The sequence below is a fragment of the Staphylococcus equorum genome (assembly GCF_029024965.1).
GTDB lineage: Bacteria > Bacillota > Bacilli > Staphylococcales > Staphylococcaceae > Staphylococcus > Staphylococcus equorum.
In genome coordinates this window covers 1,087,272-1,106,690 of sequence record NZ_CP118982.1, presented here as the reverse complement: position 1 = coordinate 1,106,690, position 19,419 = coordinate 1,087,272, and the positions used below count along the sequence as shown (strand labels likewise).

22 protein-coding genes and 2 riboswitches are annotated in these 19,419 nt (G+C 31.8%); of the genes, 8 read left to right on the top strand and 14 right to left on the bottom strand.

Annotated features, from left to right (window positions below):
• Window positions 1-4: 4 nt before the first annotated feature.
• From ribE to PYW44_RS05435, 3 genes are all read right to left on the bottom strand, one after another.
• The gene (ribE, locus tag PYW44_RS05445) at window positions 5-637 is read right to left on the bottom strand and encodes a riboflavin synthase (protein WP_002507290.1); all 633 of its coding nucleotides are present in this window, start codon (window positions 635-637) and stop codon (window positions 5-7) included.
• Between the two features lie 6 nt (window positions 638-643).
• A complete protein-coding gene (ribD, locus tag PYW44_RS05440; RefSeq protein ID WP_021339035.1) occupies window positions 644-1,687 on the bottom strand; it encodes a bifunctional diaminohydroxyphosphoribosylaminopyrimidine deaminase/5-amino-6-(5-phosphoribosylamino)uracil reductase RibD in 1,044 nt (347 codons plus the stop codon).
• A gap of 161 nt (window positions 1,688-1,848) precedes the next feature.
• Window positions 1,849-1,982, bottom strand: a riboswitch (FMN riboswitch).
• A 282-nt stretch (window positions 1,983-2,264) separates the two neighbouring features.
• Window positions 2,265-3,734 carry an FAD/NAD(P)-binding protein gene (locus PYW44_RS05435; protein ID WP_021339034.1) on the bottom strand — a complete coding sequence of 490 codons (1,470 nt, stop codon included), beginning with the start codon at window positions 3,732-3,734 and terminating at the stop codon, window positions 2,265-2,267.
• A 177-nt stretch (window positions 3,735-3,911) separates the two neighbouring features.
• On the opposite strand from PYW44_RS05435, the gene PYW44_RS05430 reads away from it, so the two are divergent.
• Entirely contained in the window at window positions 3,912-4,838 is a 927-nt protein-coding gene (locus tag PYW44_RS05430) for an osmoprotectant ABC transporter substrate-binding protein (protein ID WP_021339033.1), read from the top strand.
• Between the two features lie 630 nt (window positions 4,839-5,468).
• Here the strand turns inward: PYW44_RS05430 and sagB are convergent.
• Both sagB and PYW44_RS05420 read right to left on the bottom strand, forming a co-directional pair.
• Window positions 5,469-6,320 carry a peptidoglycan release complex glucosaminidase SagB gene (sagB, locus tag PYW44_RS05425; RefSeq protein ID WP_002507286.1) on the bottom strand — a complete coding sequence of 284 codons (852 nt, stop codon included), beginning with the start codon at window positions 6,318-6,320 and terminating at the stop codon, window positions 5,469-5,471.
• Between the two features lie 163 nt (window positions 6,321-6,483).
• Window positions 6,484-6,708 carry a hypothetical protein gene (locus PYW44_RS05420; protein WP_002507285.1) on the bottom strand — a complete coding sequence of 75 codons (225 nt, stop codon included), beginning with the start codon at window positions 6,706-6,708 and terminating at the stop codon, window positions 6,484-6,486.
• 220 nt (window positions 6,709-6,928) lie between these two features.
• Here PYW44_RS05420 and PYW44_RS05415 point away from each other — a divergent pair, with 220 nt between their 5' ends.
• Together PYW44_RS05415 and PYW44_RS05410 are read left to right on the top strand one after the other, a co-directional pair.
• Complete coding sequence (locus PYW44_RS05415) at window positions 6,929-7,399, top strand: sigma-70 family RNA polymerase sigma factor (protein ID WP_065367463.1); 471 nt, start codon at window positions 6,929-6,931, stop codon at window positions 7,397-7,399.
• Between the two features lie 12 nt (window positions 7,400-7,411).
• Window positions 7,412-7,834, top strand: a complete 423-nt coding sequence (locus PYW44_RS05410; protein ID WP_021339030.1) for a competence protein ComK — start codon at window positions 7,412-7,414, stop codon at window positions 7,832-7,834.
• 10 nt (window positions 7,835-7,844) lie between these two features.
• On the opposite strand, the gene PYW44_RS05405 is transcribed toward PYW44_RS05410, so the two are convergent.
• The 3 genes from PYW44_RS05405 to PYW44_RS05395 form a co-directional block, all read right to left on the bottom strand.
• Window positions 7,845-8,294 (bottom strand): hypothetical protein, encoded by a 450-nt coding sequence (locus tag PYW44_RS05405; RefSeq protein WP_002507281.1) that lies wholly within the window; start codon window positions 8,292-8,294, stop codon window positions 7,845-7,847.
• Window positions 8,295-8,420: 126 nt separating this feature from the next.
• Window positions 8,421-9,116: a pentapeptide repeat-containing protein gene (locus PYW44_RS05400; RefSeq protein ID WP_115075981.1), complete on the bottom strand. Its 696-nt coding sequence runs from the start codon at window positions 9,114-9,116 to the stop codon at window positions 8,421-8,423.
• 196 nt (window positions 9,117-9,312) lie between these two features.
• On the bottom strand, window positions 9,313-10,026 hold the full coding sequence (locus PYW44_RS05395) for a transaldolase (protein WP_002507279.1): 714 nt from the start codon (window positions 10,024-10,026) through the stop codon (window positions 9,313-9,315).
• A 283-nt stretch (window positions 10,027-10,309) separates the two neighbouring features.
• Between PYW44_RS05395 and PYW44_RS05390 the strand changes: the two genes are divergently transcribed.
• The 3 genes from PYW44_RS05390 (at window position 10,310) to PYW44_RS05380 (ending at window position 11,401) form a co-directional block, all read left to right on the top strand.
• A complete protein-coding gene (locus tag PYW44_RS05390) occupies window positions 10,310-10,615 on the top strand; it encodes a hypothetical protein (RefSeq protein ID WP_002507278.1) in 306 nt (101 codons plus the stop codon).
• 67 nt (window positions 10,616-10,682) lie between these two features.
• Window positions 10,683-11,048: a fluoride efflux transporter CrcB gene (gene crcB, locus PYW44_RS05385; RefSeq protein ID WP_021339028.1), complete on the top strand. Its 366-nt coding sequence runs from the start codon at window positions 10,683-10,685 to the stop codon at window positions 11,046-11,048.
• Window positions 11,045-11,401, top strand: a complete 357-nt coding sequence (locus PYW44_RS05380; protein WP_021339027.1) for a fluoride efflux transporter FluC — start codon at window positions 11,045-11,047, stop codon at window positions 11,399-11,401. Before crcB ends, PYW44_RS05380 begins: the two co-directional genes overlap by 4 nt.
• A gap of 193 nt (window positions 11,402-11,594) precedes the next feature.
• Here PYW44_RS05380 and PYW44_RS05375 read toward each other — a convergent pair whose 3' ends face one another.
• From PYW44_RS05375 to metK, 3 genes are all read right to left on the bottom strand, one after another.
• The gene (locus PYW44_RS05375; protein WP_115075980.1) at window positions 11,595-12,431 is read right to left on the bottom strand and encodes an aldo/keto reductase; all 837 of its coding nucleotides are present in this window, start codon (window positions 12,429-12,431) and stop codon (window positions 11,595-11,597) included.
• A 193-nt stretch (window positions 12,432-12,624) separates the two neighbouring features.
• Window positions 12,625-13,533, bottom strand: a complete 909-nt coding sequence (locus PYW44_RS05370) for a nuclease-related domain-containing protein (protein ID WP_115075979.1) — start codon at window positions 13,531-13,533, stop codon at window positions 12,625-12,627.
• A 95-nt stretch (window positions 13,534-13,628) separates the two neighbouring features.
• Window positions 13,629-14,825 carry a methionine adenosyltransferase gene (metK, locus tag PYW44_RS05365; protein WP_002507273.1) on the bottom strand — a complete coding sequence of 399 codons (1,197 nt, stop codon included), beginning with the start codon at window positions 14,823-14,825 and terminating at the stop codon, window positions 13,629-13,631.
• A 109-nt stretch (window positions 14,826-14,934) separates the two neighbouring features.
• A riboswitch (SAM riboswitch) is annotated at window positions 14,935-15,047 on the bottom strand.
• Between the two features lie 166 nt (window positions 15,048-15,213).
• Here metK and pckA point away from each other — a divergent pair.
• Window positions 15,214-16,803, top strand: coding sequence for a phosphoenolpyruvate carboxykinase (ATP) (pckA, locus tag PYW44_RS05360; RefSeq protein WP_115075978.1), 1,590 nt, complete (start codon window positions 15,214-15,216; stop codon window positions 16,801-16,803).
• A 53-nt stretch (window positions 16,804-16,856) separates the two neighbouring features.
• Here pckA and PYW44_RS05355 read toward each other — a convergent pair whose 3' ends face one another.
• Both PYW44_RS05355 and ytkD read right to left on the bottom strand, forming a co-directional pair.
• A complete protein-coding gene (locus PYW44_RS05355) occupies window positions 16,857-17,651 on the bottom strand; it encodes an alpha/beta hydrolase family protein (protein ID WP_021339025.1) in 795 nt (264 codons plus the stop codon).
• On the bottom strand, window positions 17,635-18,111 hold the full coding sequence (gene ytkD, locus PYW44_RS05350) for an RNA deprotection pyrophosphohydrolase (RefSeq protein ID WP_002507270.1): 477 nt from the start codon (window positions 18,109-18,111) through the stop codon (window positions 17,635-17,637). The genes PYW44_RS05355 and ytkD overlap by 17 nt, the downstream gene beginning before the upstream one ends.
• Window positions 18,112-18,173: 62 nt before the next feature.
• Here ytkD and yidD point away from each other — a divergent pair, with 62 nt between their 5' ends.
• Window positions 18,174-18,410, top strand: coding sequence for a membrane protein insertion efficiency factor YidD (gene yidD / locus PYW44_RS05345; protein ID WP_002507269.1), 237 nt, complete (start codon window positions 18,174-18,176; stop codon window positions 18,408-18,410).
• Here yidD and menC read toward each other — a convergent pair.
• Complete coding sequence (gene menC, locus PYW44_RS05340; protein WP_115075977.1) at window positions 18,407-19,411, bottom strand: o-succinylbenzoate synthase; 1,005 nt, start codon at window positions 19,409-19,411, stop codon at window positions 18,407-18,409. The genes yidD and menC overlap by 4 nt on opposite strands.
• Window positions 19,412-19,419: the final 8 nt, after the last annotated feature.

Below are 19,419 nucleotides of genomic sequence, written 5' to 3'. Positions count from 1 at the left end.
CCTCCTAAAATCCAAATGCTCTAAGTTTTTCGGTATTTAATCCTGATTCATTATTACTGACAATTCTCTCTACATATTTGAATAACATATCAGTTTCAATATGGACCGGATCACCTACACGTTTTTGATTTAAAATTGTGGATCTTCGCGTTTCAGGAATGAGATGGATATCGAATTCAGCATCTTTTAATTGAAAAATAGTTAAGCTTACGCCATCTACAGTTATGGACCCTTGTGGCACCATTTGTTTAATAAGCGTAGTAGTAGGCTTAATTGTTACAATTTTAGAATTATCTGATGCTTGTATACGTGTAATCTTAGCTACTTCATCTACATGTCCTAGCACAAAGTGACCTCCAAAACGACCTTGACCACTCATCGCTCTTTCTAAATTCACTTCTGTAGATTGGTTTAAATGATTTAGATAAGTTTTATTTTCTGTACCTTTAATTACTTGTACAGAGAACGAATGCTTATTAAAATCAACAACAGTTAAACATGCGCCATTCACACTTATAGAATCTCCTATATGCATGTCTGATAAGATGGTCTCGCAATCAATTGTTAAGTTAACTACAGATTGTTGTGTCGTTATTTTTTTAATCGTGCCTATTTCTTCAACAATACCGGTAAACATGGTTATTCACTTCTTTCGCAACTCTAATTTAATGTTTTGCTCAAGCATTTGGGTATTAACAATTTCGAATTGTGGTACTTCTGATAATCCAAAAATATTTTTAGTTTGATAAAATTGATAATTACCAGAACCACCTATAATTTTCGGGGCATAATATAAGATAAGTTCATTCGTATATTGAGATTGAAGAAATGCTGAAGTTACGGTTGGACCTGCTTCTACCAATAATTTTCCAATTCCCTTTTGATATAAATCTATTAAAATATTTTCAATTGAACAATCAGTTAAAATAATAATTTCCACCTGTTCAATATCTGTTTTTAAGTTTTCATTTTGTGTATAAATCCAAATAGGTGTATGAGTATTTTTGAACATGTCTAATTCAAAATCAATTTGGCCTGATTGCGATAAAATTACTTTTGTTGGATGCTTACCTTCCTCAATTCGTGTTGTATATTGAGGGTTATCTGCATCTAATGTGCCTCTACCTGTAAGTACAGCATCATGCGTATGACGTAAGTTGAATACATCAGCTTTGACGGCTTTATTCGTAATCCATTTACTTTCACCTTCGTCAGTAGCCTGTTTACCGTCTAAACTACAAGCAACTTTAACTGACACTACAGGTACCTCTTTACTTTTGCTTATAAAGAAGTCTTTATACAAGTCTTCTGCTTCTGTATTATGACGAAATTCAACTTTTATTCCTGCGTGTTGTAATATTTCGTCACCGTTAGAGGGTAAAGTCGTATCTTTAACAGCATATATGACTTTCTTTATGCCAAAATCGATAATTTTATTCACACAAGGTGGCGTTGAACCAAAATGTGTACATGGCTCTAATGAAATAAATATAGTAGCATCTTTAGCTTCATCTTGTGCCATATCTAACGCTTGTACTTCAGCATGTTTATCGCCTTTTTTCAAGTGTGCGCCCATACCTACGATTCGGCCGTCTTTAACAACTACCGCGCCTACAGGCGGGTTTACACCCGTTTGACCACTTACCATTTTTGCTAATTGGATTGCATAATTTAAATATTGACTCACATTATCACCTCTAAATAATAAAAAACACCTGAAATAAAACATTTCAGGTGTGGGATATATATTGATATAACATCATTAGCTTCAAACTAAATACACTTATCCACTTTCAAATATAAGTGTATGCCAAATAAACACTTAAAAAGTGTCATTTTTGTTATACTTCATTCTTTCTCCCATCCAGACTTTACTGTCGGCTCTAGAATCTCACTAGATCAGCCACATTTGAATAATCAAATGCAGGTCGCAGGCTTTGTTTACTGCCGGTTGGGAATTTCACCCTGCCCCGAAAGAATATCTATGAAATTGTAAATAATGATTGAGTCAAGTAACTCTTATTAAGTTACATCAATATCGTACTACATTTTAGGCAGAATGACAATTCATATTATCTAAGTCGGCTTTATTTTCAACGTATTATTATTATTAAAATGCTTTAAATACTAATAAAAAAGCTTTTTACTCAAATTAATAAAAAATAAATTAATTTTTTATTATGACTTTTATACGCTTTATAATTTAGTTATTATTAAAAAATTAAACTCTCACAAAATATACTGCTAAAGAATTCATTTTACAATCACTTATCTGCTAACAACTGATTTACTACGCTAACCGCTTGTTTAACTATCATAGCTACACCATTACGAGACTGATTGATTCCATTTGTTAGTTGACCTAATGCGTACATGTGTTTAAGAGTTCCGTAGCGTGGACTTATAACTTGATTTGTTTCAGCAATAATTTGGATACCACCAAGCGGATGTGCTTGTACAACCTGTCTATTTTCAAGATTTAAAATCAATTGATCATCACTATCAAGATCTGAAAGTTGCGTTTTTGAACCAGTAGCATTAATTACGACATCGAATTTATGAACTGCCTCTGTTTCATTTTTGTATTTGAAATAAAATTGGCTTGCTTCATACTGAACATTCTCTAAACCACTTTTAATTTCAATAGTCCCATTTTTAATATGATCTATTATTAATTTAGCCGTACGTGGAGGCATAGGATTAGAATTATCTTTTAATATAGATTGGTAATCTTTTAAAAATTGTTTTTGATCTTCTCTACTGAAACTATTCCATATCCAATTTAAATTTTCTTTTACTAATTCAAGTATACTTTGGAATGCCCCTAATTCAGTTTCGTGTTCTAAATCATATGTTAAATCCTTCACCGGGTCATTTTGTCTACGATGCACTAATTTTTCAATTGCAACATTATAATATGCACAATCTTTCAAAAATAAACTTAGCGCTTGTTCCAAAGGTACGTTTCCGAAATTTTCATTCTTTATTGCATTAAAATTTTCAGGTGTTAAGTATTTAAATTCAATGTCAGGCATTTCACCTCTTACACTTGGCAATTGACCTTTGCGACTAGTTAAAGTAATTGGTAATTTAGGATGATGTGCAGTAACATAACGAATTACATCTAAAGATGCTAAACCTGTGCCAATGATTGCAATTCTGTCAGTTTCATTTACATCATCTAACGTATTATAAGTTGGATAAGGTGTATGAATATATCCTTTTTTCCCTTTCAAATGATACGGGTCATGGTATGACATTGTACCAATTGTTAAAAATACAACATCATACTTTTGACAATTTGACATGTCTTTCGAAGTACAAACATAATATTTAACATCTATTTGACCTACATCAGCTTCAATGAAAACTTCTGACACTTCTTCTTTAATCATCTGGATATTTTCAAATTGGTGATTATATTTTTCTAAAAAATCTTTCATATAATGTCCAAATATAAACCTAGGTAAATACTCCGGGTTTGAAAACTTAAATATCGATTGTGATTTGTACCATTCATAAAACTCGCCTTGATTCTCTAAATTCAAAGTCATTTGTTTGGCAGGTACATTTATTAATAATTGATCACTGTCATTTTGAAAAGGTACACCTTGCCCCATATTTTTAGGATTATCGTACATGTCTATATTCATCGTTGCAAAATTATCATGTTTCACTAATTCTTTCAGCAAGCTTACACCTGCTGTGCCCATTCCTATGATAGCTATTCGCATTGTACACATCCTTATTAAATTTATTTATATTCATTATAGCAATGATTAACCTTATATTACATGCTAATCTATTCAACTATCGTACAATTTAGCGTTGTTATAATATTTTGATGAATATGTTAATATTAATATATTCATCAAAATATTATTTCTGTACTTATTTTAAGGAGCTAGACAATGAAATTTTCAAAACATTTATTTTTTTTAATTATAGCAAGCACAATATTATTATCCGGTTGTGGATTGCCAGGGCTTGGTGGTAGCCAGTCAAAGGACGAGATTAAAGTTTCAGCGTTGGCTACGAGTGAATCTCAAATCATGGCATATATGATAATAAACCTTATCGAACATGATACAGAAGGTGAAATTAAAGGTTCAATCATTAATAACTTAGGCTCAGCAACAATCCAGCATAATGCACTAATGAATGGCGATGCAGATATCTCGAGCACCCGATATACTGGAACAGATTTAGTGGGTGTCCTTGAGTCTGAGCCCATTACTGATCCTAAAAAAGCGATGGATTTAACTAAAAAGTTGTTTCAGCAAAAATTTAATCAGACCTTTTTTGATTCATATGGTTTTGAAAATACCTTTGCCTTTATGGTAACTAAAGAAACTGCAGAAAAATATGATTTACAGACTGTTTCAGATTTAGAAAAAGTAAAAGATGAAGTAGACGTAGGAACAGATACAACTTGGATTAAACGTGGTGGTGATGGATACGCACCTTTCCAAGAGCATTATGGTTTTGCTTTTAATTCAATTAAACCGATGCAAATTGGACTCGTTTACGATGCTTTGAAAAGCAAAAAATTAGATGTTGCACTAGGCTATACGACCGATGGTAGAATTGCAGCTTATGATTTAGTAGTACTTGAAGACGATAAAAAGTTCTTCCCAACATATGATGCAAGTGCTGTAGCACCAAACAAACTTTTAAAAGAGCAACCAGAAGTTAGGAAAGCACTTAATAAATTAAACGATAAAATAAGTACGGAGCAAATGCAAAAATTAAATTATGAAGCAGATGGAGAAGGCAAAGAACCAGCAGTTGTTGCAGAAGAATTTTTAAAAGAGCACAATTACTTTGAAAAAGAATAATGCACAGTATATGCACTTGTGAGTAGTTATCGATGTATCTTCAAACCCAATTAATGTTAATATGTTGGCATAGACTAGGAAGTGATAATATGAAATTTACTATAAAAGTGTTTATATCAGCACTCATGTTCTTCATTCTTATAAGCCAAAAAAATAAAATAGAATAACAATAAAGAGTTTCCAAAATTGGAGACTCTTTTGTATATATTATAATATTGGCAGTAATTTGGGCTGACTTTTGACTCGTTTATAAAGTACTAGCCGAAGATCACAGTCTAAGGTAGTGCCGCGGAAAGCCTGCACAAAAGACTGTCGACAAAGTCAGGGGCTTTGTCGACAGCCTGATGGGAGTGGGACAGAAATCTATTTTTCAACAAGATTTCGTCGTATGAGACAGTTCGGCAAAGCTGACTAGAAAATGGAATACAAGAGTTGAAGCTCTTGCATAAGCACTACTTTTCTTCATAAATGAAGTAGTAGTTCTTTAAAAGCTTGATAAAAGCGCATTTTCAAATCAGTCAGCCACTGCCAATATAATAATTGAGGCTGATACATGTATTTTGTATCAGCCTCTTATCTACGTTCTCTTAATTTTCTATTGTAGTAGAAATTATTATTTCAAACGCTTATCTATTTTTTGTGTTTTTCATCATCTTTATAAACAAAATATTTATAATATTTGCCTTCTGTTTTCATATCTTCATAGAAATGAGCCATTAAAGTCGCATTACTTTCAGCCCACTTAATGTCTGTAGCATATTGATGTTCTCCTGGATTTTTAGGGTTCCATCTCATACTATAAAGCGTGTTTTGATCTTCATTAGATAAAAAGTGATCATGAATAAAGTTAGCCCCACCACTAATTGCTTTTTGTGGTGTGTCCCAGCCATGTTTTTTAGCATATTCTGAACCTGTTTTAATTGGATCTTCATCAAGTGCACCTACACCAAAGAAGTTATAATATTTTTTACCATCAATTTCTACACCACTTGCAAGTTCACTTTTAGCAGAGCCTGTTTCAAGTAGCGCATGTGAAATTAAATAAACTTCATTAACGTGCTTGTCTTGTGCGGCTTTTATAAAATCATCTGAATGCTCTAACAGTGTAGGGTTATCTATGAGCATACGTTTTATTCTATTTTCATCAATACCTTGATACTTATCTAATTCTAAAAATTGGTATTTTTGCGTATCACTTTCAATAAATTCACTACTATTCATCGCAGATTTTATCTCAGTAGATGACGCATCTCTCCATGTTTTATTATCTTTACTTGAAATTTGTTGGCTAGTATAATTATCGATTTGTTTTTTAGATGCTTTATCCAAAGTTACTTTAAGATTTTCCACTTTTTCTTGTTCGTCAACTTCTTTAAAAAAGATTTGATCTGAGATCATTGAAAAAACAACAACCGCAGCTACACCTAAGACTATCAATAAACCAATGATTGATAGAATTGAGCCTTTTTTATGCTTCGTCATGTTTACACCTCTTAGGTAATAATTAGGAAGGACACGCCTTCGTCATATGTATCATAGCTTTAAAGCTATCCGATAATAAAGTTTAACACTAATTACTTGAACAGACAATTTAATATGAACGTTGTTACATATTCATAAAAAAAGTAATGAAATTTTAATTTCATTACTCTTGACTTTTATAATAATCCATTATAATAAAGCTTGCAGCTTGTGATCTATTTTTATAAAAATAACGATTTAAATCAATCGTACCTTCTATTTCCCCGTCCCGATACATCATTTCTTTTGCCATGTTGTTTATCATAACAAAATCTGATTTATCTTTAATCAGATCCAAATCATCATGCCTTGCAAAAAAATGTTCTAAATTTAAATATGCGTAATCCATATAAACCTCCTGATAATTGTCCGAAGATAATAATATACCTCTAAAGTGTTATATCTTTAAGTTGAATACGCGCTAATGTTATAAAACTTAAAATTTATCTATCTTATGACTACTATTTAACACCTATTATCCCTATTTGGCAAATGAAAATTACTATTTCTTATAATAAAATAATAACATCCGGAAATACATGTTGTATATACGACAATGGAGAGAATGAATGACCTTCGAAGAAGTTTATAAAAAATACAAATATATTATTCATTATCTATTAAAAAAATACAATATTCAGTACAATTATGATGAATATGCTCAACTCCTCTTAATTAAAATGTGGGAGCTAAGTAAAATCTACAATTCACAAAAACGCAGCTCATTAAACACTTTCTTATATTCACGATTAAATTTCTATTTGATAGACCTTTTCCGCAAACACCAAGCTCTAACTCTAGTTGATATTTCAGAACAAGAAGTTAAATCTTCTTTAATTAATGATGATTATGACAACATGCTAGTATTTCAACAATTTTTATCGTTATTGACTGATAAAGAACAGCAATGGCTACTATTAAAATTTGCAGGACTTAAACAATATGAAATTGCAAAACTTCTTAATTGTTCTGTCTCAACTTTAAAAAACTATCAAAAACGAATTCGACAAAAACATTTAAAATTTTATACCCATGATTGAGGTGAATATGATATGACTCCACTTACTAAACTACTCTATTTCAAAACAGTTGTTGGGCCAGAAATATTAACAATAAGCCAATATACGACACACCAATTCACTTACCCTACTACAATTAATCTCACATTACAGTATTTTTTAGAATCAAGACATTTATCTTTAACTCTTCAGACAAAACAAGCCAAACATTTACTAAAAATACGTAAACTCGTTCCAATATTTATTAATAGCGATATAACATTATTCCCAATAAAGCCACAGCGCTCACCAATTCAATATTATATTAATGCAATTCCAATCACGGGACTAAAGTCAAAGGGGACACAAACAATTATATATTTTGAGAACGCTACCTATATTACAGTCAATGCTCCCTATCTATTTATTCATAAAAAATGGCAAGAAAGTTTAACGCTTTCTCACCATTCAACATAGCGCTATCCAACTATAACGCCTTATTATGTTTATATTCTAATAATTTTTTCGTAAAATAAGCTGTTACCATTTTAATCAAATATAAACTGACGATTAATAGTAATATTGAGCCAATCAAGGTCAAAATAACAGTTGTAGTAGATAATTGCACTTCAGGTTTAATAAAGTACTGTACAGATGATAGACTTGTCAAAAACCCAAATAAAAACAAACCTAATAGCACGATATAAGTGATTAAAATACCTATAAGCAATGCAAATAATTGTGTTGATGATACAACTTTCTCTTTAAAGACATATTCCTTTAAAAATTGGTTTGAAAATGCAATAGGACGATTTAAACTTTGTCCATCACTAGACTTAGTAACTTCTTCTAACACTTCATTCAATTGATTTTTTTCTTTTTTATTTAAAAACCATAATTGCTTTTTAACTTTTTGTTTAAAGATATCTAGTTTCATAAATGTTTCTCCTTTAGAACTTACGCAGAACTTTATACTCATTAAATAATAAATCAATTATCTAGGTTATTCAATTAAATTTTAAAATATTTTTATTATCTTTAATTTTATTGATTGTTATATTATCTACTCTACGATAACTAAGCCCATTAATGCAGCAAATTGTACAGCTTGATTTCTAGAAACTTTACAACCTAATAAGTCTTCTTTGTTAACCACAAATGACTCAAAATAAGATTGGCTTAAATCACAACCTTTTAATGGGGTTTGATAAATTGATAAATGCTCTAAGTTACTATCATCAAAAACTACCTTTTTCAAAGTTGAATTATGAAATTCTGCATTTTCAAAGTTACTATCATCAAAAACTACCTTTTTCAAAGTTGAATTATGAAATTCTGCATTTTCAAAGTTACTTTTTTGGGTCACTAGTGCTTCTATTTTAGAATCCACAACACTTATAAAATCAGCTTTCACTTCATCAAATACTATATTGCCAAATCTCATATAATTAAATAAAGTTCCTGTCATACGGCAGTTTTTAAATGTCACTCTATGTATGGAGCCATGATCCATTTTCGTATTCGAAAAATCACAATTTTCAAAAATAACATCTGTAAAATCAGCGCGACCTAAATCAGAGTTAGAAAAATCACAATCCTTGATATAAGAACCATAAACTACAAATCTTTGTAAAACTTTATTACTTAAATTAGCATTTTCTATTTTCGCGACTTCAACTATATCATCTTCATCTTGAAAAATTTCTTCTAATTCTTTAAGTTCTAAATTTGCACTAATTTTGGGTTGTTGTATTTTCATAAATAATCTTCCCCTCTTTATTATTCATAGTTTAATTGAACAAGTAGTTATATGTATTTGAAATTCAAGACATTCAACAGTATAACAGATATCTTAGCATCCTATACTTATGCTCAATAAAAAAGCTGAGGCAACTCATTTAGAATGAATTGCCTCAGCCTATTATTATCTGAAATTTAAATTTCTTAATCTTCTATTAAAGAATAGATAATCCTGAACTTTGAATATCTTTAGCAAATCCTTGTACTGTATCAACTGATAATTCGTTAACATCACGGCCAAGGTTGTTATTTACTTTTTTCACAACGTCTGCAGGACATGTAATGATATCTGCGCCCACTTCATCCGCTTGGATTACATTGATTACTTCACGACAGCTTGCCCAAAGTAATTTAACGCCTTTTTTACTATGTGTAACTTCTGCTGCATCTTTCATCAATGGAACTGGATCTACCCCAGTATCAGCAATACGACCAGCAAATACTGATACATAAGTTGGAACACCTTCTGTTACAGCTTCTGTAATTTCTTTAACTTGATCTAAAGTATAAACAGCAGTTACATTTAAACGCACATTGTCTGCTGATAATTTTTTAATTAGAGAAATAGTTGATTCACCTTTTGTGTTTACAACTGGAATTTTAACAAATACGTTTTTACCATATTGTTTCAAAATCTCAGCTTCTTTTTCCATTGTTTCTAAATCATCTGCGAATACTTCGAATGAAATAGAAGCATCAGGAATTTCACGAACAGCTTCTTCTGCGAAAGCTTTATAGTCTGTTACACCTGCTTTTGCCATTAAACTAGGGTTAGTAGTAAAACCATCTACTTGTTTATTTTTATAAGCTGTTTTCATTTCTTCAATATCTGCACCATCTGCAAACACTTCAACATTTAATTTTGCCATTACTAATTCCTCCTGACTTAAATAAATAATTCAATAAAGAATTATTTTTATAACGGTTATTAACCATACAACTCATTTATACCACCATTAATCAATAAATTCTAATTTTTTGCTTGAATTGTCAAAATCTTTAGAGTAAAAAGAAGCATTACGCGTACTTGAAGCTCTATTCAGTTATGATTTACAGTAAATCTAAATTTATATATATTCTAAATTTACAAATTAGTTAATTTTTTGTAAATCTATGGTATTATTATTTAATGAATTGTACTAGGAGGTAACTATGGCACGTTCAAAACTTTATTTTTATTTATCTAGTTTATTGGTTATTATTAGCTTGTATTTTAATACTAGAAATCCTCTAATTACTATGCATTTTAGTTCAATGATCAAATTAATTTTTGTTTGTAGTATTATTAACGCTATTATTTTAATAATTTCAATTATTTTAGCAGATAAATCAATTAAACACTTACATGAAAATTCTGGGTGGGTTAGAAAAGCTAGTAAGATATTACCTTACGTAATATTAGTAGTGCTTATCATCCATATCGTTGCTTCACTTTCAACATTTGGTATTATTTTCTAATTAATGCTACAAAAGTTATAATACTTTTGTAGTTTTTTATTTTTTGTCGAGAGGAAGAATAAAAACAATGCAATACTTATATATTTTTATAGGTGGTGCGATTGGTGCTCTACTAAGATATCTATTAACATTCATCAATCAAACTGCTGAATTTCCAACAGGCACATTTATTGCTAATATTGTTGGTGCTTTCTTAATGGGCCTTATTGGAACTTTGACAATAAAGTATTTTAGAAATAATCCATTACTTAAAAAAGGTATAACTACTGGATTTTTAGGCGCACTCACTACTTTTTCTACTTTTCAATTTGAGCTCGTTTCATTTTTAGAACAACAGGCATATTTATTAATGATTTTATACGCTTTAAGTAGTTATATTATAGGTATACTCGTCTGTTATTTCGGGGTAAAATTGGGGGCTCGTTTATCATGACACAATTACTGTTAGTTATGTTAGGTGGCGGTCTCGGAGCTGTAATCAGAGGAGTGATTACTAACGTTTGTACAAGTAGATTTAGTAGTAAGTTACCTATTGCAACGCCAATCGTTAATATATTAGGCAGTTTAATAATCGGTTTATTGATGGGTATGACATTAAATATAGATTGGGTCCATCCCTTTGCAATTGTCGGCGTTCTCGGCGGATTAACGACATTTTCTACTTTATCTTCAGAGTTAGTCAAATTATTAATAACTGAAAAGAACATATTTATTTTTTTAATTTATTCTTTACTACAATATGCCGTGTCATTTTCAGCCTGTTTATTAGGATACATCATGATTTAGCCGATTAATTGAAATTCAGATGCATATAAATACAATAATTATTAATAAACTCAATCACCATCTCTTTTATAAAATAGTTAAGCACACACCTTCAAAAGAAAAATAGTTAAAAAGCCCAATCTATTAAAAAAACTAATAGATTGGGCTTTTTTATTTAGGAATTGCGAATTTGTAACGGTCACTTCTTTTAATACTAGTGTCCACTATATTCAGATGGATCTGGACCGATTCTTCTATCCTCATTGAGTTTATCTAATTTTTCAATTTGTGCTGATGTTAATTGGAAATCAAATACATTTAAATTTTCTTCTATTCTAGAAGGTGTCACTGATTTAGGTATTACTACAACACCATGTTCTATGTTCCAACGAATAATCACTTGTGCTGGTGATTTTCCTACTTCAGTTGCAACATTTCTTACAGTATCATCTTCTAAAATTTGCGCATTCATAAGTGGTGACCATGATTCCATATGAATATTCTGTACTTCTAAATATCTTCTTAATGATTCTTGCAATAAATATGGATGGAATTCAACTTGGTTTATCACAGGTTTAATAGAAACTTGGGCTAACAAGGCTTCAAAATGCGCCGTTTCAAAATTACTTACTCCAATATTTTTTACTCTGTCATTTTTATATAAGTCTTCCATACCTTGCCAAGTGTCTATCATTAAAGCTTCATCTGTACCCGGCCAATGCATGAGATACAAGTCTAGGTAATCTAATCCAAGTTTCTTTAAACTCGTTTCATAAGCATCTGTAACATTTTCACGGCCATAATCTGCTAACCATAATTTAGATGTGATAAACAAATCACTTCTATTTTTACCTATAGCTGCTAAACCTTCTGCAATACCTTCCCCTACTTTTTCTTCATTTTCATACACCATTGCAGTATCTATATGTGTGTAACCATTTTCTATCGCATGTTTTACTGACATTTTACATTCGTCACTGTTTTCGACACGAAAAGTACCTAAACCAACAATTGGCATTTCATTGCCATTATAAAAAGTTACATTTTCCAAATTAAAATCCCCTTTTCTATTTAGATAACTATTATATTAATCAATTTTCTTTAAATTATAAATTAAAAGGACTTTAAATAACCAAATTATATTGTATTAATCCATAAAACACATTGTTTGTGCATTTAAAACTCCAACAAAAAGATAGATAACCTGTATGGTTACCTATCTTTTTAAAATTAAGTATTTCACATTAATTAAATGTTTCTATTTCATCCATAACACGTTGCAAATCTTCAACATTGTATTGAATTCGACCGTGGAATACAAATTTATTAAAGAACTCATCAAGTTGCTCTGCACCCACTAGTACCTTAGTATTTGAACTTTGTGCATAATTTGAAATCGTTACAGCACCTTCATTTTTAGGATTGAAGTATAAAATAGTAGTTGGTGTGAATTTTAAATTAAGTTCTGTTTGAATATCACCGGCAAGTTTTTCTATTTCATTTAAATGCGATGTATAATTTACAAACGATAATGATTCCGCATCTTCATTCTTATCTAATACAAGCGTTTGTGGCGTGTGCTTATCAAGATATAAAGTATTAAATACCTGCTCCATCATTGGTTGTTCTTTGAATTGGGCTGCGCTAACGCCATTATATACATGCCCTTTCAATAACTGTGAATCTATGATGTATAGACCAGTACGTGTCAGTACTAAGTGGCTAATACGTTGAACGTCGCTAAATTCATTTCTAGGTAAAAATATATTAGCCATAATATGCATATCTTCAGGACGAATTCTTTTCTCATTTACAAGACGTTCACGGATACCAATCAATCTCATGTCAGTTACATATTCACTATGGTTCTTAGAAAATAATTTCAAGGCATCAATTTCTCTGTCTTTAGAACTAACTGTAGCTGCATATTCTTCCTTTTGTTTTGTTACAGTTTTTTTATTTTCTATTCTTTCTTTTTCCAACTCTTCCTCATGTTCATCGCTTAATTTTTGTTCTCTAGATTTATATTGCTCTTCAGCCTTTTTTTGCGCTTTCTTTTTACTTTTTAAAGCAAGCATAAATAATATCAAACAAATGACTGCTACGATGATTGCCACGATTAAACCAATTTCTATTGGCCCTAATGAATTCATAACAAAAACGCTCCTTTATGTGTTCAGTAACTTAATTATAATAGATAATAGCTCATCATTCGATAGAAAAGTCCATAAAATTAAATTTTAGTTTATTATACTTCTACAGAATCTTTTAATAAGTTTACTTTATCTAATTTTTCCCATGGCAATAAGATATCTGTACGGCCAAAGTGACCATAGGCAGCTGTTTGTTTATAGATTGGGTGTTTTAAATCTAACATTTTAATAATGCCAGCAGGTCTTAAGTCAAAATGCTTACGTACCGCTTCCACTAATTCATTTTCACTGACACTACTTGTTCCAAATGTATCAATAGAAATTGAAACTGGTTCAGCAACCCCAATTGCGTATGCTAATTGTACTTCACATTTGTCTGCTAATTTAGCCGCTACAATATTTTTAGCTACATAACGTGCAGCATAGGCAGCAGAACGGTCAACTTTTGTTGGGTCCTTACCACTGAAACAACCGCCGCCATGACGTGCATAACCACCATATGTGTCTACAATAATTTTACGACCAGTAAGTCCAGCATCTCCTTGAGGACCACCAATCACAAAACGACCAGTAGGATTAATATAAAATTTAGTGTCTTCATCTAATAGATTTTCAGGCACTGTTGGATAAATGACGTGCGCTTTAATGTCATCTTGTATTTGTTGCAATTCAGTATCTTCTGCATGTTGCGTAGAAACAACGATAGTGTCTATACGTTGTGGTTTATCCTGTTCATCATATTCAACTGTTACTTGTACTTTCCCATCTGGGCGTAAATATTTTAATATTTCATCTTTACGCACATCAGATAATTTCTTAGCGAGTTGATGTGATAAGAAGATTGGTAAAGGCATATACGTATCCGTTTCATTCGTAGCATAACCAAACATTAAGCCTTGGTCGCCAGCACCAGTTGCTTCAATTTCTTCTTCAGAAACATCATTACGATACTCTAATGCTGTGTCAACACCTTGCGCGATGTCAGGAGATTGCTCATCAATTGCTGTTAATACGGCCATAGTTTGACTGTCATACCCATATTTTGCACGTGTGTAACCAATCTCTTTAATTGTTTCCCTTACTACTTTTGGAATATCAACATAAGTTGTTGTAGATATTTCACCTGAAATTAACGCCATACCAGTAGTTACCGTAGTTTCACAAGCTACCCTTGCATTAGGATCGTCTTTTAATATCTCATCTAATATTGCATCAGATACTTGATCCGCTATTTTATCTGGGTGCCCTTCTGTTACAGATTCTGAAGTAAATAATCTTCTATTGTATGTCATAATTTGCTCCTTTAGTTTTAAATTACGAAAATTCTCTCTCTGTTGAGCTCATTAAAAAGGGCCTTCATCACTATATTAAATAGAGAGAAGGCCCTTATACGTCCATTCGCTCTTATCGTTCAGACGATATATGTCTGCAAACGGTTTGGCACCTTTCTTCGTATTAAGAAGAGGTTGCTGGGCTTCATTGGGTCCATGTCCCTCCGCCACTCAGGATAAGAGAATCCGTTAAGTCCTATAGTACCTAATCTATGATATATTGTCAATTTAACAATTATTATTATTTATTTAAATTTCCTTTTAATATGATGTGGACTAATAATACATATGTGTTATACTCTTTAATTGTAAAGGCTTACATTAACTAAATAGCGTTGGAGGGATTAGTATGGCGGTAGATACATACACATACACAAGCAAGATTGAAAGTATATTGGACAAACCATCATCATTATTTCAATTATCTACAACACAGTTGTATAACAAAATTTTAAATAATGATGAAGGCGCATTGACTGAACTTGGAGCAATTAACGCTAAAACAGGTAAATACACAGGTCGTTCTCCAAAAGATAAGTTTATTGTAAATGAACCATCTTATAGAGATGACATCGATTGGGGTAACATAAATCAACCTATCGAAGAAGAAACTTTCTTAAATTTGTATGATAAAGTTTTAGCCCATTTAAACAAAAAAGATGAACTTTATGTATTTAAGGGTTATGCAGGTAGTGATGAAGATTCACAATTAGAACTCACAGTGATTAATGAATTAGCTTGGCATAATTTATTCGCACAAAATATGTTCATTCGCCCAAGTACTAGAGAAGAAGCTAGCGAAATCAAATCTGATTTCACTATTGTTTCAGCACCTTCTTTTAAAGCAGTTCCTGAAGTTGACGGCACAAACTCCGAAACATTTATAATTACCTCTTTCAAACATAAAGTAATATTGATTGGTGGCACTGAATATGCTGGAGAAATGAAAAAAGGCATATTCTCAGTAATGAACTACTTACTCCCTAAAGATAAAATCATGAGCATGCACTGTTCAGCTAATGTTGGCGATAAAGGTGATGTTGCTTTGTTCTTCGGATTATCCGGTACAGGTAAAACAACACTTTCTGCTGACCCAACACGTAAACTGATTGGTGATGATGAGCATGGTTGGAATGAAAACGGCATTTTCAATATTGAAGGCGGCTGTTATGCTAAAGCAATTAACCTTTCATATAAAAAGGAACCACAAATTTACGACGCAATTAAATATGGTACTATTTTAGAAAACGTAGTTGTCGATGAAGATGGTGATGTAGACTTCGATGATAACTATTACACTGAAAATACAAGAGCCGCTTATCCAATTGATCATATCGATAATATCGTGACACCCTCTAAAGCAGCACATCCGAATACAATTATTTTCTTAACTGCTGATGCTTTTGGTGTATTACCACCTATTTCTAAATTATCTAAAGATCAAGCAATGTACCATTTCCTAAGCGGCTTCACAGCTAAATTAGCTGGTACAGAACGTGGTGTTACAGAGCCAGAACCATCATTCTCAACTTGTTTCGGTTCACCATTCTTACCTCTCAACGCAAAAGTATATGCAGACCTATTAGGAGATTTAATTGATGAACATGACGTAGACGTTTATCTAGTTAACACGGGTTGGACTGGTGGCCAATATGGGCTCGGACGTCGTATCAGCCTTAACTATACAAGACAAATGGTAAACCAAGCTATTACTGGACAATTAAGTGAAATAGAATATATTAAAGATGATATGTTCGGATTAGATATCCCATTAGAAATTGAAGGTGTACCTCAGACATTATTAAACCCTATTAATGCTTGGAGTAAGCCAGAAGCATATAGAGAGCAAGCTCAAGATTTAATTAATCGTTTTAAACATAATTTTGAAAAATTCGGTACAGAAGTAGAAGATTTAGCTAACAATGGCGGTTTCAAATAAGTTAAATAAATAAAAAAAGCATGAACTACGAAAGAATTTGTAGTTCATGCTTTTTATTGTTCATTATAATTTTGTTTAATATGCTGGGCTTCAACATCTGTCATCCATTGTTTGATGGTCGACAATGTAGATTTTAATGCAAACGGCCTAGGAATATGCCCTTCTTCCATTTGATAAAACGTACGATAAGTCGCACCTATACGCTCTAATTTTTCCGCTAAATAATATGCTTGATGAATACCAACTTGATAATCTTTTCCACCGTGTACTATTAAAATTGGTGGGCTATCCTTAGTAATTTGGGAAACTGCATCTCGTTGCCTATACGCATCAGCGTTCTTTTTAGGATGACCAATCATACGTTTAAGCATTCCTCTTAAGTCAACACGTTCTTCATACATTAAATATATATCAGAGACTCCACCCCAAATTATATAACTAGATATCGGTAAATCTTGAAACGTTAATAACCCTTGTAGACCACCTCTAGAAAATCCAACCATATGAATATGTGCTTTTGGATACATACAATTTAATATTTTAATAGCAACAGTAACGTCGTTTAAATCCGCACCGTAAAATGCATCTTTACCTTCACTGCCATTATTCCCACGATAATAAGGACCGAAAACTAATGTATGATCGTTTGCAAATTGCATTAAACGTCCTGTACGTACCATACCTACTTGCCCTTTTCCACCTCGCAAATAAATAACAATTCTTTCTACATTAGCTATAGGTGCCATTAAGAGACCACGCACTTTTAAAGCATCCACATGATATGTGACTTCTTCAAAAAAATGTGTTGATGATTCAACTGGCATACGTTTTCTATGAATAAAATCCAAGCTCCATCACTCTCTCTAAACATTGTAAAATTGCTGCATCTTTCAATAAGTAGCTTTTGCGTTCTTCTGGAATATCATAAACATTATTATAAAATAAAGGTCCATTTGTTTCTAAATAGTCTTGTTGTTGCTCTACATCCTTAACGACAACCATAAATACATCTTTAGTAAAGCTTAATCCATTTTGCCTTACTACACGATATTGCGCAATATAATTACACTTTTTTATCGTTGCACCTGTTTCCTCGAACAATTCTCTAGCTGCTGCTACTTCACTGGATTCTCCTAATTCTTTTTTGCCACCAGGAAACTCTATACCTCTTATTTTATGATTGGTAAACAGCAATTGTCCTTGATATATAGGTATAATCAGGACATGGTTACCATCAGCATGATTTTCGTCATTTTTATATGATAAAAACACATCATCATTTTCGCTATCTTTAAACTTCACGTTCATCCTTCTCCCTTTAATTATGTTAAACTGTCTATGCTAAGTTATTTGTTGGAGGCAAAATTATAATGAAAACATTGTTCCTAGGACTTATACGTATTTACCAACGTTTCATTTCGCCAATGACACCTGCTACATGTCGTTTCTATCCTACTTGCTCTGAATATACGAGAGAAGCGATACAAGTCTATGGTGCATTTAAGGGTACCTGGTTAGGTGTTAAAAGAATTTCGAAATGTCATCCACTTCATAAGGGTGGCTTTGACCCAGTACCATTAAAGAAAAAAGAAAAGAAAAAAGATTAATAAACGCGCTTTAATTGTGCTGTATTAACTTCAGGAGGTTCAAAATATATTGAATCTCCTTTTAATATGCCTGCATTATTTACTATATCATTTTTAAAATAATAACCTTTTGGTGTGATATCACTTGGATAGTCAGCAAATTGAGCTAACAATGCGGTGAAATATCTACTTAATCCATATTCATACATACCACCGATAACGATTTTGATATCTTTTGCTTTTAAAACGTTAATGATTTCTAATACTTTATCTACTCCACCTAATCTAAAAGGTTTCAACACAACTACATTAATAGGATTATTAGCAATGATTTTCATAATTTCATCTTGAGATAATGCTTTTTCATCTATTGCGATTGGTGGCAGTTCAGATTTAGTAAAAGCCTCTAATTTATCTAATGATTTAAAAGGTTCTTCGATATAGAGTATTGATTTATTAGCAAGTTGTTTTAACTTGTGTGACTCATTTTCTTGAATAGATTCATTCGCATCTATTGCGATATTCGGTTGAAAGTCTAATTGTTTTAACATTTCAATATTTTGTAGTATATGCTGTGACCATTTTATTTTAACACGTTGTGGTTGGGTATCTACAAGTTGCTTTAAATTCCCTTCAGTCAAACCACTGACTGTTGCGCCATATGGAACATTAAATGAATGCATTTCATAAAACATTTGATAAAAAGCCATTACCAGCATGCTTCTTGTAGCTGGAAATGCCATCAAATTATCTAATGTTGCTTGTGCCTCTCCAAAATGATTAAACGTTTCATTCTGATATTGTTTAATCCATTTCTCAGTTTGGTGGCGCACAACTTCTATCGTTTCTGGTGAGTACCAATCCGTCTCAAAAGCATTACATTCTCCAAAATAATGTTGCCCCGTATTAGTAATTAATTCAATAATTAATACCTTCCGACAACTCAATTTAATTTTCGGCGTCACAATAGCATGTTTAAAACTAGCATTATATTCGTATAATTTCACTGCTTGTAATTTCATATCCACCT

Coding starts and splice junctions, on each gene's coding strand:
- PYW44_RS05380 (WP_021339027.1), top strand. CDS start 11,045: ATGACACAATTACTGTTAGTTATGTTAGGTGGCGGTCTCGGAGCTGTA.
- PYW44_RS05400 (WP_115075981.1), bottom strand. CDS start 9,116: ATGAAAATACAACAACCCAAAATTAGTGCAAATTTAGAACTTAAAGAA.
- PYW44_RS05405 (WP_002507281.1), bottom strand. CDS start 8,294: ATGAAACTAGATATCTTTAAACAAAAAGTTAAAAAGCAATTATGGTTT.
- menC (WP_115075977.1), bottom strand. CDS start 19,411: ATGAAATTACAAGCAGTGAAATTATACGAATATAATGCTAGTTTTAAA.
- PYW44_RS05370 (WP_115075979.1), bottom strand. CDS start 13,533: ATGAATTCATTAGGGCCAATAGAAATTGGTTTAATCGTGGCAATCATC.
- PYW44_RS05395 (WP_002507279.1), bottom strand. CDS start 10,026: ATGGCAAAATTAAATGTTGAAGTGTTTGCAGATGGTGCAGATATTGAA.
- crcB (WP_021339028.1), top strand. CDS start 10,683: ATGCAATACTTATATATTTTTATAGGTGGTGCGATTGGTGCTCTACTA.
- PYW44_RS05390 (WP_002507278.1), top strand. CDS start 10,310: ATGGCACGTTCAAAACTTTATTTTTATTTATCTAGTTTATTGGTTATT.
- PYW44_RS05410 (WP_021339030.1), top strand. CDS start 7,412: ATGACTCCACTTACTAAACTACTCTATTTCAAAACAGTTGTTGGGCCA.
- PYW44_RS05430 (WP_021339033.1), top strand. CDS start 3,912: ATGAAATTTTCAAAACATTTATTTTTTTTAATTATAGCAAGCACAATA.
- metK (WP_002507273.1), bottom strand. CDS start 14,825: ATGACATACAATAGAAGATTATTTACTTCAGAATCTGTAACAGAAGGG.
- sagB (WP_002507286.1), bottom strand. CDS start 6,320: ATGACGAAGCATAAAAAAGGCTCAATTCTATCAATCATTGGTTTATTG.
- PYW44_RS05435 (WP_021339034.1), bottom strand. CDS start 3,734: ATGCGAATAGCTATCATAGGAATGGGCACAGCAGGTGTAAGCTTGCTG.
- pckA (WP_115075978.1), top strand. CDS start 15,214: ATGGCGGTAGATACATACACATACACAAGCAAGATTGAAAGTATATTG.
- ribE (WP_002507290.1), bottom strand. CDS start 637: ATGTTTACCGGTATTGTTGAAGAAATAGGCACGATTAAAAAAATAACG.
- PYW44_RS05415 (WP_065367463.1), top strand. CDS start 6,929: ATGACCTTCGAAGAAGTTTATAAAAAATACAAATATATTATTCATTAT.
- PYW44_RS05420 (WP_002507285.1), bottom strand. CDS start 6,708: ATGGATTACGCATATTTAAATTTAGAACATTTTTTTGCAAGGCATGAT.
- yidD (WP_002507269.1), top strand. CDS start 18,174: ATGAAAACATTGTTCCTAGGACTTATACGTATTTACCAACGTTTCATT.
- ytkD (WP_002507270.1), bottom strand. CDS start 18,111: ATGAACGTGAAGTTTAAAGATAGCGAAAATGATGATGTGTTTTTATCA.